The organism is Streptomyces sp. NPDC019531 (genome assembly GCF_044903305.1).
Classification (GTDB): domain Bacteria; phylum Actinomycetota; class Actinomycetes; order Streptomycetales; family Streptomycetaceae; genus Streptomyces.
In genome coordinates this window covers 67,339-80,881 of sequence record NZ_JBJDQL010000002.1, presented here as the reverse complement: position 1 = coordinate 80,881, position 13,543 = coordinate 67,339, and the positions used below count along the sequence as shown (strand labels likewise).

Below are 13,543 nucleotides of genomic sequence, written 5' to 3'. Positions count from 1 at the left end.
CACGCGGAGCTGCGGGCGTTCGGGCCGCGGGGGCGGCGCCCGACCCCCAGACGCGGCACCCCGCCCGCGGGGGCGCGCGGGCCCCCCCCCCCCGGCCCACAGCGGCAACAGTGCCTCAGAACCCCGCCGGCTCCGTGTAGACCCCCCACTCGTCCCGCAGCACCCCACAGATCTCCCCCAGAGTCGCCTCCGCCCGCACCGCCTCCAGCATCGGCCCGATCATGTTGGAGCCGTCCCGCGCAGCGGCAAGCATCCCGTCCAGTGCCGTACGCACAGCACCCTCGTCCCGCCCCGCCCGCCGCGCGGAGAGCACCCGCACCTGCTCCCGCTCGACCTCGTGACTCACCCGCAGGATCTCCAGATCCCCGGTGACGGAACCATGGTGGACGTTCACCCCCACGACCCTCTTCTCCCCCTTCTCCAGCGCCTTCTGGTACCGGAAGGCGGACTCGGCGATCTCCCCGGTGAACCAGCCGTCCTCGATCCCCCGCAGAATCCCGGACGTGACCGCCCCGATGGGATGCCGCCCGTCCGGATGCGCCCGCAGTCCCCGCTCCTTGATCTGCTCGAAGATCTTCTCCGCGTCCGCCTCGATCCGGTCCGTCAGCTGCTCGACGAACCACGAACCACCCAGCGGATCGGCCACGTTGGCGACCCCGGTCTCCTCCATGAGCACCTGCTGGGTGCGCAGCGCGATCTCCGCGGCCTGCTCCGACGGCAGAGCCAGCGTCTCGTCCAGCGCGTTGGTGTGCAGGGAGTTCGTCCCGCCCAGCACGGCCGCGAGCGCCTCCACCGCCGTACGCACGACGTTGTTGTACGGCTGCTGCGCGGTCAGCGAGACACCGGCGGTCTGGGTGTGGAACCGCAGCCACTGCGCCTTCTCGGACCGTGCCCCGTACACGTCCCGCATCCAGCGGGCCCAGATCCTGCGCGCTGCACGGAACTTGGCGATCTCCTCGAAGAAGTCGACGTGCGCGTCGAAGAAGAAGGACAGCCCGGGCGCGAACACGTCGACGTCCAGGCCGCGCGACAGCCCGAGTTCCACATAGCCGAAACCGTCCGCGAGCGTGTACGCCAGCTCCTGCGCGGCCGTCGAACCGGCCTCACGGATGTGGTACCCGGAGACGGACAGCGGCTTGTAGGCGGGGATGCCGGCCGCGCAGTACTCCATCAGGTCGCCGATCAGCCGCAGATGGGGCTCGGGCTTGAAGAGCCACTCCTTCTGGGCGATGTACTCCTTGAAGATGTCGGTCTGGAGCGTGCCGTTCAACACCGACGTGTCCACGCCCTGCCGTTCGGCCGCGACCAGGTACATGCAGAAGACGGGTACGGCAGGACCGCTGATCGTCATCGACGTCGTGACCTCGCCCAGCGGGATGTCACGGAAAAGGACCTCCATGTCGGCCGCCGAGTCGACGGCGACCCCGCAGTGCCCGACCTCGCCGAGCGAGCGGGGGTCGTCGGAGTCCCGGCCCATCAGCGTCGGCATGTCGAAGGCGACGGACAGCCCGCCCCCGCCGTTGGCGAGGATCTTCTTGTACCGCTCGTTGGTCTGCTCGGCGTTCCCGAACCCGGCGAACTGCCGGATGGTCCAGGTCCGCCCCCGGTAGCCGGTCGGATAGAGCCCACGCGTGTAGGGGTACTCCCCCGGCCATCCGATCCGCTCGAAGCCCTGGTACGTGTCCCCCGGCCGTGGCCCGTACAGCGGCTCGACGGGGTCCCCGGAGAGCGTGCCGAAGTCCGCCTCCCGCTTGCGCGAGGCGTCGTACCGGGCCTGCCAGCGTCGGCGGCCCTCTTCGATGGCGTCAGCGTCCATACCTTCGAAGTTACTCGGACGTCCGAGTAAACGCCGAAGAACGACCGCCGCACGCGTGCCGTACGGCGGTAAGGGTTACGCCTTGACGGGCGCCGGAGTCCCATCCACGATCTTGCCCTCCAGCTCGCGGCTGATCTTCCGCTCGACGAAGAAGGCGGCCGTGGGAATCGTGCCGGCGAGCAGTACCCACACCTGCTTCAGGATCGGCCACCTCGCCTTGGAGCCCAGGTCGAAGGCGAAGACGAGGTAGACCACGTACAGCCAGCCGTGCGCGATGGCGACGACGCGGGTGACGTCCGCTGCGCCGTCGATGTCCAGGCCGTACTTGGCGATCATGCTCAGGCACAGCAGGACCAGCAGCACACCGGTGACATAGGCCAGGACGCGGTAGCGGGTCAGCACGCTCTTTTTCATGCGTACGAGCGTAACGACCCGTTCCGGGAGATCTTGCCCCGGGTCAGTCCTCGTCGAAGTCGTGCGCGGCGACCCTGAGCGGCCTCAGCATCGCGAAGATCTCCGCGCACTCCTCGGCGTCGTACACCCCGAGCCCGAAGTCCATCGCCATGAGGTCGCGGGTGGCCGCCTCGACGACCTCGCGCCCCTTGTCGGTGATGGAGGCGAGGGTGCCGCGGCCGTCGTTGGGGTTGGGGCGCTTGTCGACCAGACCGGACTTCACGAGCCGGTCCACGGTGTTGGTGACGGACGTCGGATGCACCATGAGCCGCTCGCCGATCTTCGACATCGTCAGCTCGCCGGACTTGGAGAAGTTCAGCAGCACCAGCGCCTCGTACCGCGCGAACGTCAGTCCGTACGGCTTGACCACCGCGTCGACCTCGCCGAGCAGGATCTGGTGTGCTCGCATGATCGAGGTGATCGCGGCCATGGACGGCACGTTTCCCCAGCGCTGCTTCCAGAGCTCGTCGGCGCGGGCGATGGGGTCGAAGGGAAGACTGAGCGGCTTCGGCACGGCAACGACCTTACCGGCCGGTCACATCGTGGTCAGCCCTGTCTCGCTCTTCGGTCCCGCGGCCGTTGTATGCCTGCGGGTGCGGGTGGGTGGGGGCGGACGTTTTGCGCAGTTCCCCGCGCCCCCATATATGCCTGCGGTGCGTTGCGGGGCGGGGCCGGGGTGGGGGGTGTCCGTCCTCGGTCCGGCGGCTCGGTCTCTTGAGCAGGGCTCGGTAACGGACGCCGGCCGCTGCGGGCGGACGCCCCCCACCCCGGCCCCTTCGCGCCGTCGGCGGCTGCAGGTTTTTAGGGGCGCGGGGAACTGCGCGATCAGCCCCCACCGGGCCGCGACCTCTACACTCTCGCCGCTCCCGTCACCGACATCACCAGGGAGTACAGAGACGTCGTGGCCGCGATGAACAGCCGGTTGCCCTTCGGGCCGCCGAAAGTCACGTTGGCCACCGGCTCAGGCACCCGGAGTCGCCCGATGAGCGTGCCGTCGGGGGCGTAGCAGTGGACACCGTCGGCCAGGGCGGCAGCCCACAGGCGGCCCTCGTCGTCGAAGCGGATGTTGTCGAAGTGGACGCCCTCGGGGGCCTCGGCGAAGACCTTGCCGCCCGAGAGCGTGCCGTCCTTGTGGACGTCGTACTCATGGATCCGGGCCGCCCGCGAGTCGGAGACGTACAGCCGTGTCTCGTCCGGCGACAGAATCACCCCGTTGGGCCCCTCGAACCCGTCCGCGGCCAGAGACACCTCACCGGTCGTCACGTCGATCCGGTACACATGGCACGCGCCGATCTCGGAGTCGGCCCGGTGCCCCTCGTAGTCGCTGAGGATGCCGAAGTCCGGGTCGGAGAACCAGATCGTGCCGTCGGAGCGTACGACGGAGTCGTTCGGGCTGTTCAGGCGCTTGCCCTGGTACCGCTCGGCCAGGACGGTCACCGTGCCGTCGGGCTCGGTGCGGGTGACGCGGCGCTTGCCCTGTTCGCAGCTGACGAGGCGGCCCCGGTGGTCGACGGTGTTGCCGTTGGTGTTGCCTGCCGGGGTGCGGAAGACGCCGACCGTGCCGGTGGCCTCGTCCCAGCGCAGGAGGCGGTCGTTCGGGATGTCGCTCCAGAGCAGCTGGCGCCAGGCGGGCAGGTACACCGGGCCTTCTGCCCAACGGCAGTCGTCGTACAGGACTTCCAGCCTGCTGTCGCCGTTGGCGCAGGGGCGGAAGCGGTCGTCCAGGATCTCGTAGAGGCTGTCGGAGCCGGGCATGGTGTCCTCTCGTCGGGTGGCGGGTCAGCGGCGGCCGGTTCTGCGGAGGTGGTGGCGTACCGCGCGTTGGGCGACCGGGCCCAGGTCCTCCAGCGCGGCGACGAGCACGCCGAGCTGCTCCAGTGCGTCCAGGGCTGCCGTGGCGCCCGCCTCGTCGACGCCCTCGTACAGCTCGATGCCCACGAAGGACGCGGCCACCGCCCGGGCCAGGCCCGCCGGGTCGGCGAACTCCCCGAAGGGCGTGGCCGCGAGCACCCTGGTGAGGACCCTCTCGATCTCGGCGATCCACAGTTCCAGGCCCGCCGCGGTGGCCGGGCCGAGGGTGGCGTGGGTCTGTGCGCCGGCCAGCAGCTGGCCGAGCAGGGCGACATGCCCTCCGGCTCGCTCCTCCTCGTGGACCTGCCGGCCCACCGCGAGGAGTTCGGAGAGCGAGGTCACCGCGGCGAGCCGCTCCCGGTACCGGGACACCGCGCGCTCGGCGCCGTAACGGCAGGACGCCGCGAGGAGTTCGTCGACCGAACCGAAGTGATAGAAGACCAGCGCCTGGTTGACGCCGGAGGCCGCCGCGACCGTGCGGGCGGACGTCTTGGCGATGCCCTGTTCCGTGAGGGTGCGCAGGGCGCCCTCCAGGAGTTTGGTCTTCGTCTCCAGCGACTTGGCGCTCTCCGGGCTCATGCGCGGACCTCCTCGCGGACGGGACGGAGACCGGGACGGACTCCGCAGGCCGCGACGTCGGTGTACGTCGCCTCGAAGGAGCCCTCGTAGCCGAAGAGCGGGCCGAAGTACCTGTTCACGACCCGGACCCGGATACGGAAGCGGCCCGCCCCGTCGTCGTACGACTCCCGCACCTCCGCCGTCGCGCCGACCAGCTCGGGCACCCGGGCGTCCACCACGCCCTCCCGGAACCGGTGTTCCCCCGAGCGGATCAGCAACGAGCCGTCGGGCTCCGCGTGGAAGTGGAGCTCGCTGGCCAGGTGCTGGTGGGTGCCGAGGTAGTCGAGGATGCGGTCGCCCTTGGGGCTGAGCACCATCTGGGCGTCGAAGCGGCGAGGTCGGCCAGGGAGGTGGAAGGTGCGCACGAAGGTCACCGTCTCACGGCCGTAGGTATCCACGTAGGGCACATTCTCGATCACGAACGGCACGTTCCGCCCCGGTCTCGGCACGAGGATGTTGCGCGTGGTGCCGAGCGCCAGGAACGGCTTCACGAAGGTCCCGCCGTGCCAGATCCGGTCCATCACGCCACGACCGGTGCACACCTCGCCGATCGCCAGACCGACCGAGAAACGGCGCCGGAGCTGAGGGTGGAGGCGGTCGAAGTCGTCGCCCATCACCGTGCGGAACATCGAGGTGGTCGCGGGAGCGCCTGGGCGTGTGTCCGGGGTCATCGGGGGTTCTCCAGGGTGCGAAGGACACGCGGGGCACGCACGCGCGTGGGGGGCTGACGCAGACAGCGGCGGGCGGCGGGGGTGCAGGGCAGGGGCGACGCGAACAGGGCCAGCGAGATGACCACGGCGAGCACCAGCGGCCAGACGTACGCCATCGACACGGCCAGCGGTCCGAAGAGCCGCAGGAACCGCTCCAGGCCGAGGCCCGTGCAGCCGACGGTGACGACAAGGGCGCGCACCAGCAGTTCGGCCAGCCAGTTGCGCAGCGCCCGCTCCGGGGTGATCCCGCGCTCCAGCCACAGGCGCAGACGGTCGAAGGACCAGGCCGTCGCCCAGCCGATGAGCGGGCGGAAGAGCAGGCGGTCGGCCACGGCACCGACGCGGCCCCAGCGGGGACGGTAGCCGTAGCCGGTGAGGAAGGTGACGCCGTCGCCGTCGGGCAGGTAACGCCAGTAACCGCTGCCCTCCGCGAGCAGTGAGAGGGGGTGCGGGGACGAGAAGCGCAGAGCCGAGGTCCGGGTGCCGTCGGGGCGTTCCCGCTCCCCCGCCGAGACGCCGGTGCCGGCGACGGTGAGACCGGGCAGCACGCGCGTGGCGTACTGGAATCGCTGCGGCTCGCCCTCCCCGCGCGGCAGGTACGTGATCCGAGTGAAGCGGAGATCCCAGCGCTGATGCTGGGACGGCTCCTGTGTACGCATCCACAGCTCGTCGAGATCGGCACGGATGCGTGTCTCGATGTAGAGCCCCATCGGTTCCCCCAGGTGAACTGGCAGTTTGAGCGACCGCTCAAATATTCCAGCCAGGAACGTACACGATTTTGAGCGATCGCTCAATCATCAGGCACGAGAAAACCCCGGCCCGCGCGGGCCGGGGTTCGTCCGTGGGTCAGCCGGCGAGGTGGCGCTCCACCGTCTCCACCTTGGAGGTCAGACCGTCCGTCACTCCTGGGCGGATGTCCGCCTTGAGGACCAGGGACACCCGCGGGGCCCGATCCTCGACGACAGCCACGGCACGCCTGACGACGTCCATGACCTCGTCCCACTCACCCTCGATCGAGGTGAACATGGCGTCGGTACGGTTGGGCAGCCCCGATTCGCGAACCACCCGCACCGCGTCGGCGACGTACTCGCCCACGTCCTCGCCGACCCCCAGCGGGGTCACGGAAAAGGCGACGATCATGCGTTCACGACCCCTTCCTGGCGAGCGCGCGAGGCGATCACCGCGTCTTCGGCCTCCCGGCGCAGGGCACGCTCAATGATGAAGCCGCCGCCCGGGATGATCGAGTACGCGAAGTAGAGCGCCGCCTTGCCCTTGGCCCACTTGGTGCGGTTCCAGGCGTCCGCCCAGAAGATCACGTAGAGGATGAACAGCACACCGTGAATCGGGCCGAGCACGGGGGCGACGTCGAAGCCGGAGGCGACCGTGTACTTGATGACGGTGCAGGTCGCCAGGATGATCCAGGAAACACCCTCCGGCACGGAGATGAGTCGGAGGCGTCGGATGGCGGAGGCTGTCTTGAGGTCCACGGGTCACCTTCGGTGGGAGGTACGTCGGTTTGTGAACGCGCGCACAAGCGTTCGCCCATTGTGACAAACGGTTCCGCGATCCCGGCCCGGGGGGTCTGACTCAGGGTGCGGCTGCGCCCCGGTGGGGGCTGGTCGCGCAGTTCCCCGCGCCCCTAGGGTGGGGACGGTGGACGCACCTTTAGCCGCGTACGGCGCGCAGGGGACGGGGTGGGGGGTGTCCGCCCGCAGCGGCCGGCGTCCGTTATCCAGCACATCTGAATCAACAGCACCCGCCGGACCGAGGACGGACACCCCCCCCCCCCGCCCCCCCCCCCCCCCCCCCCGGCCCCGACCCACCACACACCCGCACGCGCTACACAAACCCCCACCGGACCCGCACAGGCCGCCGCAGGCACTCAGGGGCGCGGGGAACTGCGCAAAACGCCCGCCCCCACCCACCCCGCACAGGCCGCCGCCAGGCACCCCGCCCCCTAGGGGCACGATCAGGGTGGACCTCCACCCCCAGGACCTGTCGGCAAGGGCTTGCGGCCAGCTACCTTCACTCCGTGGCGATGTTTCGACTTCAAGGCAGCAAAGTGCTCGCCGTCGACATGACCGGGGACGCCGTCAAGGCGAAGAACGGCTCGATGGTCGCGTACGACGGACAGATGGCGTTCAAGAAGCTGAGCGGCGGTGGCGAGGGCATCCGAGGCATGGTGACCCGGCGGATCACCGGCGAGCAGATGACCGTGATGGAGGTGTCGGGGCACGGAACGTGCTGGTTCGCGGACCGGGCCTCGGAGATCAACCTTGTCAGTCTCCAGGGGGACAAGCTGTACGTGGAGTCGAGCAACCTGCTCGCGACCGACGCGGGCCTGAGGACCGGCACCAGCTTCACCGGGCTGCGCGGCGCCTCCCAGGGCAACGGCCTCTTCACGACGACAGTGGAGGGCCACGGCCAGGCCGCGCTCACATCCGACGGCCCCGCGGTGGTCCTGCGCGTGAGCCGCCAGTACCCCCTCACCGTCGACCCCGGCGCTTACATCGCCCACCAGGGCAACCTCAACCAGTCCTTCCAGTCCGGTGTGACGTTCCGCACGTTCATGGGCGAGGGCGGCGGCGAGGCCTTCCAGATCCGCTTCGAGGGCGACGGCCTGGTGTACGTCCAGCCCAGCGAGCGCAACACGATCGCGGGGGATGTGTGACATGGCGTTCCGCGAGGTCAACTCCAAGATGGTCGAGGCCACGGTGATGCCGGGCCAGCGGCTGTTCAGTCAGCGCGGCGCGATGCTGGCGTACAAGGGCGAGATGTCCTTCACGCCCAACATCCAGGGCGGCCAGGGCGGGGTCATGTCGATGATCGGCCGCCGGGTGGCCAACGAGGACACCCCGCTGATGACGGTCGAGGGCAGCGGCACCGTCCTCTTCGGGCACGGCGGTCACCACGTCCAGGTCATCAACCTCACCGGCGACACCCTGTACGTCGAGGCAGACCGGCTGCTCGCCTTCGAGGGCACTCTTCAGCAGGGCACCATGTTCATGGGCTCGCAGGGCGGCGTCATGGGCATGGTGCGCGGCCAGATCAGCGGTCAGGGGCTGTTCACCACCACCCTCAAGGGGGTCGGCTCGGTGGCCGTCATGGCCCACGGCGGAGTGTTCGAGGTTCCGATCACCCCACAGCGCCCGGTCCACGTCGATCCACAGGCCTACGTCGCCCACCACGGCGACGTCCGCAACAAGCTGTCGACGGCCCTCGGCTGGCGCGACATGGTGGGCCGCGGCTCCGGCGAGGCCTTCCAGCTGGAGCTCAGCGGAAACGGCGCGGTGTACGTCCAGGCCTCGGAGGAGAAGCTGTGAGCCACTACCCGGGCGCGGGCCCCACCGTGTACGACCCCATGACGCTGCCCTCCGACGACAACGTCGACAACTACACCTTCTGCGTGGAGCTCAAGGGGAGCCAGTGGTTCCTGCAGAAGGGGAAGATGATCGCCTACTACGGACAGATGGATTTCAACGGCATCGGACACGGCCGCCTCGACGGTCTCATCCGTACGTCCTTCCATTCGCCTCTGCACGCAAGCGACTGGGTGGTGGCGCAGGGCTCGGGCAAGATGCTCCTCGCCGACCGGGCCTTCGACGTGAACTCCTACGACCTGGACAACGGCAATCTGACCATTCGCTCGGGCAACCTGCTCGCTTTTCAGCCAAGTCTCGCGCTGAAGCAGTCGATCGTGCCGGGCTTCCTGACCCTCATCGGAACCGGAAAGTTCGTGGCCGCGTCCAACGGTCCGGTGGTGTTCATGGAGCCCCCGATCCGGGTGGACCCGCAAGCGCTTGTGGGCTGGGCGGACTGCCCCTCGCCGTGCCACCACTACGACCACGGCTACATGACCGGTCTGATGGGCGGCCTACGTGCGATGACGGGCCTCGGCGGGGCCTCCGGCGAGGAGCACCAGTTCGAGTTCGTGGGGGCCGGCACCGTACTGCTCCAGTCGACCGAGGTCCTGATGGCCGAGCAGGCCACCGGAGCTGTTCCGCAGCAGGCCGGAGTGCCCGGCGGTCACGGGGCACCCACAGGGCATCCACAGCAGCCGGGGGTACCGCGCCTTCCCGGACAGCTGGGGGACCTCCAGCGTCGCTTCGGGCTGTGAGCGGTAGTCTGCGGAGTGTGACATCGAACGCGTGCGCACAGTCACACCGCCCTCATTAGTTCGCCTTTCAACCTTTTAGGTAGACTTCATTCATGGAGACCGAGACGGCCACGCGCTGGCTGACCGATGCGGAGCAGTGCGCCTGGCGCACCCACCTGGAGGTCAACAGGCTGTTGACGTATCAGCTCGAAAGGGACCTGCAGCCGTTCGGGCTGACGATGAACGACTACGAGATCCTGGTCAATCTCTCCGAGTCGGAGGGAGTACGGATGCGGATGAGTGATCTCGCGTCCGCCACCCTCCAGTCCAAGAGCCGGCTCTCGCACCAGATCACCCGCATGGAGAACGCGGACCTGGTCCGGCGCGAGAACTGCGAGTCCGACCGCCGCGGGCTGTTCGCGGTCCTGACCGAGCACGGCATGGAGACGATGAAGAAGGTCGCGCCCCATCATGTGGCGTCTGTGCGGAGGCACTTCATCGATCTCCAGACCCCCGACTCCCTGACGCAACTGAGCAAGGCGCTGAAACCGGTGGCGGAGCACCTGCGAGGCCACAGGGGCCGCCCGTAGGAGCGCCCGGCGGGGGCGCCTCCCAGGGGCGCGGACGTTCAGACGACCGGCAGGCGGAGCTCGAAAAGGGCCCCGCCTGTCGGCGCGTCACGCACGGTCAGCGTGCCCCCATGGCGCACCGCCACGTCCCGGGCGATGGCGAGACCCCGTCGAAGCTGCACGCCCGCTGTAGCAGCGCCTCGTCGTCCTGGGCGAGCCACGACCACACGGCCCGCATGGTCGGACCGAGCTGCGGGACGCAGGCTCCCGCCAGGGCGGCGAGGGACAAGCGCTCCGCGCGGCCCGCACCGGTCGATCAGCGTGGCCCGCGCGGGGCCAGGAAGACGACGATGGCACCGAAGAGCGCCATTGCACCGAGGAGCCACGGGAGCGGTGTGATCGGACCGCGGCTCGGTGTCCGTCCTACGCCCAGGAGAGGAACATGCCGGTCAACATGGCAAGGGCTCAGCCCTGGGTGAGTTCCTCCACCAGTTCGTCCGCCGCCCGGTAGGGGTCCAGCTGGCCGGTGACGATTCGCTCCGCGAGGGCGTCGAGGCGCCGGTCGCCGCGCAGGTCGCCGATGCGTTCGCGCAGGGCGGTGACGGCGATCGTCTCGACCTCGTGGGCGGCGCGGGCGCGGCGGCGCTCGATGAGGACGCCGTGCTCCTCCATCCACGCGCGGTGCTTCTCCAGGGCCTCGACGACCTCGTCGATGCCCTCCGCGCGGGCGGCGACGGTCTTGACGATCGGCGGGCGCCAGTCACCGGGCTTGCGGGACTCGCCCAGGCTCAGCATGTGGTTGAGCTCGCGGGCGGTGGCGTCGGCGCCGTCACGGTCGGCCTTGTTGACGACGTAGACGTCGCCGATCTCCAGGATTCCGGCCTTGGCGGCCTGGATGCCGTCGCCCATGCCGGGGGCCAGCAACACCACTGACGTGTCCGCCTGGGAGGCGATCTCCACCTCCGACTGGCCCACGCCGACCGTCTCCACCAGGACCACATCGCAGCCGGCCGCGTCCAGGACCCGGATGGCCTGCGGGGCGGCCCAGGCGAGGCCTCCCAGGTGGCCGCGGGTGGCCATCGAGCGGATATAGACGCCGGGGTCGGAGGCATGGTCCGACATGCGCACCCGGTCGCCCAGCAGGGCGCCGCCCGAGAAGGGGGACGACGGGTCGACGGCCAGGACGCCGACCCGCCTGCCTTGCTTGCGGTACGCGGTCACGAGGGCGGAGGTGGACGTCGACTTGCCCACCCCGGGTGAGCCGGTCAGGCCCACCACATAGGCGTTGCCCGTCAGCGGGGCAAGGGCCGCCATGACCTCCCTGAGCTGCGGGGACGCCCCCTCCACGAGGGAGATCAGCCGGGCCACGGCCCGCGGCCGGCCCTCCCTGGCCTGGGCCACCAGGGTGGAGACGTCCTGCATCACAGCTCCGTTCACATGGACGACGTACGAGGCGCTCAGACCTTGGGTACCCGCACGACGAGCGCGTCACCCTGACCGCCGCCGCCGCACAGCGCGGCCGCGCCGACGCCGCCGCCGCGCCGCTTCAGCTCCAGGGCCAGATGCAGGACGAGCCGGGCGCCGGACATACCGATGGGGTGGCCAAGGGCAATCGCACCACCGTTGACGTTCACCCGATCCGTGGAAACGCCGAGGTCCTTCATTGACTGGACGGCCACCGCGGCGAAGGCCTCGTTGATCTCGATCAGGTCGAGGTCGGAGACCTCCAGGCCCTCCTTCTTGAGGGCGTGCAGGATCGCGTTGGACGGCTGCGACTGGAGGCTGTTGTCCGGTCCCGCCACATTGCCGTGGGCGCCGATCTCGGCGATCCACTCCAGGCCCAGCTCCTGTGCCTTGGCCTTGCTCATCACGACCACGGCCGCCGCACCGTCGGAGATCTGCGAGGCGGAGCCCGCGGTGATGGTGCCGTCCTTGGTGAACGCGGGGCGCAGCTTGCCCAGGGACTCGGCGGTGGTGTCGCCGCGGATGCCCTCGTCCTTGCTGAAGACGACCGGCTCGCCCTTGCGCTGCGGGATCTCGACCGGGGTGATCTCGGCCTCGAAGATCCCGTTCTTCTGGGCGGCCGCCGCGCGCTGGTGGGACAGCGCGGCGATCTCGTCCTGTTCGGGACGGAGGATGCCGAGGCGGGTGTTGTGCTTCTCCGTGGACTCGCCCATGGCGATGTTCTCGAAGGCGTCGGTGAGGCCGTCGTACGCCATGGCGTCGAGCATCTCGATCGCGCCGTACTTGAAGCCCTCGCGGGACTTCGGCAGCAGGTGCGGGGCGTTGGTCATGGACTCCTGGCCGCCCGCGACGATCACGTCGAACTCGCCCGCGCGGATCAGCTGGTCGGCCAGCGCGATCGCGTCGAGGCCCGAGAGACACACCTTGTTGACGGTGAGTGCCGGGACGTTCATCGGGATGCCGGCCTTGACGGCGGCCTGGCGGGCCGGGATCTGGCCCGCGCCGGCCTGGAGGACCTGGCCCATGATGACGTACTGCACCTGGTCGCCACCGATCCCCGCACGGTCGAGGGCGGCCTTGATCGCGAAGCCGCCGAGGTCGGCTCCGGAGAAGGACTTCAGCGAGCCCAGCAACCGTCCCATGGGCGTACGGGCGCCCGCGACGATCACCGAGGTCGTGCTGTTCGATCCAGACATGAGCTGCGATCCCCTTACCGGCTGCACTGCCGAGGAGTGAACGAGGGTTTACTTCAAAGGTACTGAGTGGCACTCCGTGCCGTCATCGCCCCGTCAGTGTGATCGCGCGCACGTTGCGTAACCATCTCCAGAGCGCTGCACTAACACCATGCTGACGCGAATCGACCACATCGGGATCGCCTGTTTCGACCTCGACAAGACCGTCGAGTTCTACCGGGCCACGTACGGCTTCGAGGTGTTCCACTCCGAGGTCAACGAGGAGCAGGGCGTGCGCGAGGCCATGCTCAAGATCAACGAGACGTCCGACGGCGGAGCCTCCTACCTGCAGCTTCTGGAGCCGACCCGGCCCGACTCGACCGTCGCGAAGTGGCTGGACAAGAACGGCGAGGGCGTCCACCACATCGCTTTCGGTACGGCGGATGTGGACGGGGACGCCGCGGACGCCAAGAGCAAGGGCGTACGCGTTCTGTACGAGGAGCCGCGACGTGGCTCCATGGGGTCACGGATCACCTTTCTGCACCCAAAGGATTGCCACGGCGTACTGACAGAACTGGTCACTTCAGCGCCTGTTGAGTCACCTGAGCACTGACCCCCGTACATATGGGCCGGTAGGGTTGGGGGCGGTCGCTCCCGGAAAGGGGGTGGCCCGGTCCTGGCGTCAGAGGTGGCGCCTGCCGTGCAACGTCCGGCACGCACGCTCGCCGCGCTGCCGAAAGGCCCTGGTAGCTCGGCTACGAGGACCTTCCGGCGCCCTGCGATCGCGCACCGGA

At 69.4% G+C, this 13,543-nt stretch carries 16 protein-coding genes; 5 read left to right on the top strand and 11 right to left on the bottom strand.

The annotated features are described in order from the left end of the window. Positions 1-115: 115 nt before the first annotated feature. The 9 genes from ACI2L1_RS02650 to ACI2L1_RS02610 all read right to left on the bottom strand — a co-directional run bounded on the left by ACI2L1_RS02650 (position 116) and on the right by ACI2L1_RS02610 (position 6,935). Complete coding sequence (locus ACI2L1_RS02650; protein WP_404737493.1) at positions 116-1,816, bottom strand: methylmalonyl-CoA mutase; 1,701 nt, start codon at positions 1,814-1,816, stop codon at positions 116-118. Positions 1,817-1,891: 75 nt separating this feature from the next. Then, the gene (locus ACI2L1_RS02645) at positions 1,892-2,230 is read right to left on the bottom strand and encodes a DUF3817 domain-containing protein (protein ID WP_362668500.1); all 339 of its coding nucleotides are present in this window, start codon (positions 2,228-2,230) and stop codon (positions 1,892-1,894) included. 43 nt (positions 2,231-2,273) lie between these two features. After that, on the bottom strand, positions 2,274-2,783 hold the full coding sequence (locus ACI2L1_RS02640; protein ID WP_404737492.1) for a MarR family winged helix-turn-helix transcriptional regulator: 510 nt from the start codon (positions 2,781-2,783) through the stop codon (positions 2,274-2,276). Between the two features lie 335 nt (positions 2,784-3,118). Next, positions 3,119-4,024, bottom strand: coding sequence for an SMP-30/gluconolactonase/LRE family protein (locus ACI2L1_RS02635; RefSeq protein ID WP_404737491.1), 906 nt, complete (start codon positions 4,022-4,024; stop codon positions 3,119-3,121). A gap of 24 nt (positions 4,025-4,048) precedes the next feature. Then, entirely contained in the window at positions 4,049-4,699 is a 651-nt protein-coding gene (locus ACI2L1_RS02630) for a TetR/AcrR family transcriptional regulator (RefSeq protein WP_404737490.1), read from the bottom strand. Continuing rightward, positions 4,696-5,409, bottom strand: a complete 714-nt coding sequence (locus ACI2L1_RS02625; protein ID WP_404737489.1) for a DUF4166 domain-containing protein — start codon at positions 5,407-5,409, stop codon at positions 4,696-4,698. Before ACI2L1_RS02625 ends, ACI2L1_RS02630 begins: the two co-directional genes overlap by 4 nt. Continuing rightward, positions 5,406-6,158, bottom strand: a complete 753-nt coding sequence (locus tag ACI2L1_RS02620; protein ID WP_404737488.1) for a hypothetical protein — start codon at positions 6,156-6,158, stop codon at positions 5,406-5,408. The genes ACI2L1_RS02625 and ACI2L1_RS02620 overlap by 4 nt, the downstream gene beginning before the upstream one ends. 136 nt (positions 6,159-6,294) lie before the next feature. Beyond that, positions 6,295-6,588 (bottom strand): MTH1187 family thiamine-binding protein, encoded by a 294-nt coding sequence (locus tag ACI2L1_RS02615; protein ID WP_404737487.1) that lies wholly within the window; start codon positions 6,586-6,588, stop codon positions 6,295-6,297. After that, positions 6,585-6,935, bottom strand: coding sequence for a DUF3817 domain-containing protein (locus ACI2L1_RS02610; protein WP_404737486.1), 351 nt, complete (start codon positions 6,933-6,935; stop codon positions 6,585-6,587). Before ACI2L1_RS02610 ends, ACI2L1_RS02615 begins: the two co-directional genes overlap by 4 nt. A gap of 551 nt (positions 6,936-7,486) precedes the next feature. On the opposite strand from ACI2L1_RS02610, the gene ACI2L1_RS02605 reads away from it, so the two are divergent. The 4 genes from ACI2L1_RS02605 (at position 7,487) to ACI2L1_RS02590 (ending at position 10,134) form a co-directional block, all read left to right on the top strand. Further along, positions 7,487-8,119 (top strand): AIM24 family protein, encoded by a 633-nt coding sequence (locus tag ACI2L1_RS02605; RefSeq protein ID WP_404737748.1) that lies wholly within the window; start codon positions 7,487-7,489, stop codon positions 8,117-8,119. A gap of 1 nt (position 8,120) precedes the next feature. Beyond that, the gene (locus ACI2L1_RS02600) at positions 8,121-8,771 is read left to right on the top strand and encodes an AIM24 family protein (RefSeq protein WP_404737485.1); all 651 of its coding nucleotides are present in this window, start codon (positions 8,121-8,123) and stop codon (positions 8,769-8,771) included. Further along, positions 8,768-9,565, top strand: a complete 798-nt coding sequence (locus tag ACI2L1_RS02595; protein WP_404737484.1) for an AIM24 family protein — start codon at positions 8,768-8,770, stop codon at positions 9,563-9,565. Before ACI2L1_RS02600 ends, ACI2L1_RS02595 begins: the two co-directional genes overlap by 4 nt. Positions 9,566-9,657: 92 nt before the next feature. Next, positions 9,658-10,134: a MarR family winged helix-turn-helix transcriptional regulator gene (locus tag ACI2L1_RS02590; RefSeq protein WP_404737483.1), complete on the top strand. Its 477-nt coding sequence runs from the start codon at positions 9,658-9,660 to the stop codon at positions 10,132-10,134. A 444-nt stretch (positions 10,135-10,578) separates the two neighbouring features. Here the strand turns inward: ACI2L1_RS02590 and meaB are convergent, their stop codons facing one another. Continuing rightward, entirely contained in the window at positions 10,579-11,535 is a 957-nt protein-coding gene (gene meaB, locus ACI2L1_RS02585; RefSeq protein WP_404737482.1) for a methylmalonyl Co-A mutase-associated GTPase MeaB, read from the bottom strand. A 35-nt stretch (positions 11,536-11,570) separates the two neighbouring features. Beyond that, complete coding sequence (locus tag ACI2L1_RS02580) at positions 11,571-12,773, bottom strand: acetyl-CoA C-acetyltransferase (protein ID WP_404737481.1); 1,203 nt, start codon at positions 12,771-12,773, stop codon at positions 11,571-11,573. 148 nt (positions 12,774-12,921) lie between these two features. Between ACI2L1_RS02580 and mce the strand changes: the two genes are divergently transcribed. Next, positions 12,922-13,362: a methylmalonyl-CoA epimerase gene (gene mce, locus ACI2L1_RS02575; RefSeq protein ID WP_404737480.1), complete on the top strand. Its 441-nt coding sequence runs from the start codon at positions 12,922-12,924 to the stop codon at positions 13,360-13,362. The last annotated feature ends 181 nt before the right edge of the window (positions 13,363-13,543 follow it).

Bases quoted from the DNA above. Each gene is read 5' to 3' on its own strand.
- mce (WP_404737480.1), top strand. From the start codon at position 12,922: ATGCTGACGCGAATCGACCACATCGGGATCGCCTGTTTCGACCTCGAC.
- meaB (WP_404737482.1), bottom strand. From the start codon at position 11,535: ATGCAGGACGTCTCCACCCTGGTGGCCCAGGCCAGGGAGGGCCGGCCG.
- ACI2L1_RS02600 (WP_404737485.1), top strand. From the start codon at position 8,121: ATGGCGTTCCGCGAGGTCAACTCCAAGATGGTCGAGGCCACGGTGATG.
- ACI2L1_RS02635 (WP_404737491.1), bottom strand. From the start codon at position 4,024: ATGCCCGGCTCCGACAGCCTCTACGAGATCCTGGACGACCGCTTCCGC.
- ACI2L1_RS02620 (WP_404737488.1), bottom strand. From the start codon at position 6,158: ATGGGGCTCTACATCGAGACACGCATCCGTGCCGATCTCGACGAGCTG.
- ACI2L1_RS02615 (WP_404737487.1), bottom strand. From the start codon at position 6,588: ATGATCGTCGCCTTTTCCGTGACCCCGCTGGGGGTCGGCGAGGACGTG.
- ACI2L1_RS02630 (WP_404737490.1), bottom strand. From the start codon at position 4,699: ATGAGCCCGGAGAGCGCCAAGTCGCTGGAGACGAAGACCAAACTCCTG.
- ACI2L1_RS02650 (WP_404737493.1), bottom strand. From the start codon at position 1,816: ATGGACGCTGACGCCATCGAAGAGGGCCGCCGACGCTGGCAGGCCCGG.
- ACI2L1_RS02580 (WP_404737481.1), bottom strand. From the start codon at position 12,773: ATGTCTGGATCGAACAGCACGACCTCGGTGATCGTCGCGGGCGCCCGT.
- ACI2L1_RS02590 (WP_404737483.1), top strand. From the start codon at position 9,658: ATGGAGACCGAGACGGCCACGCGCTGGCTGACCGATGCGGAGCAGTGC.
- ACI2L1_RS02645 (WP_362668500.1), bottom strand. From the start codon at position 2,230: ATGAAAAAGAGCGTGCTGACCCGCTACCGCGTCCTGGCCTATGTCACC.
- ACI2L1_RS02605 (WP_404737748.1), top strand. From the start codon at position 7,487: ATGTTTCGACTTCAAGGCAGCAAAGTGCTCGCCGTCGACATGACCGGG.
- ACI2L1_RS02625 (WP_404737489.1), bottom strand. From the start codon at position 5,409: ATGACCCCGGACACACGCCCAGGCGCTCCCGCGACCACCTCGATGTTC.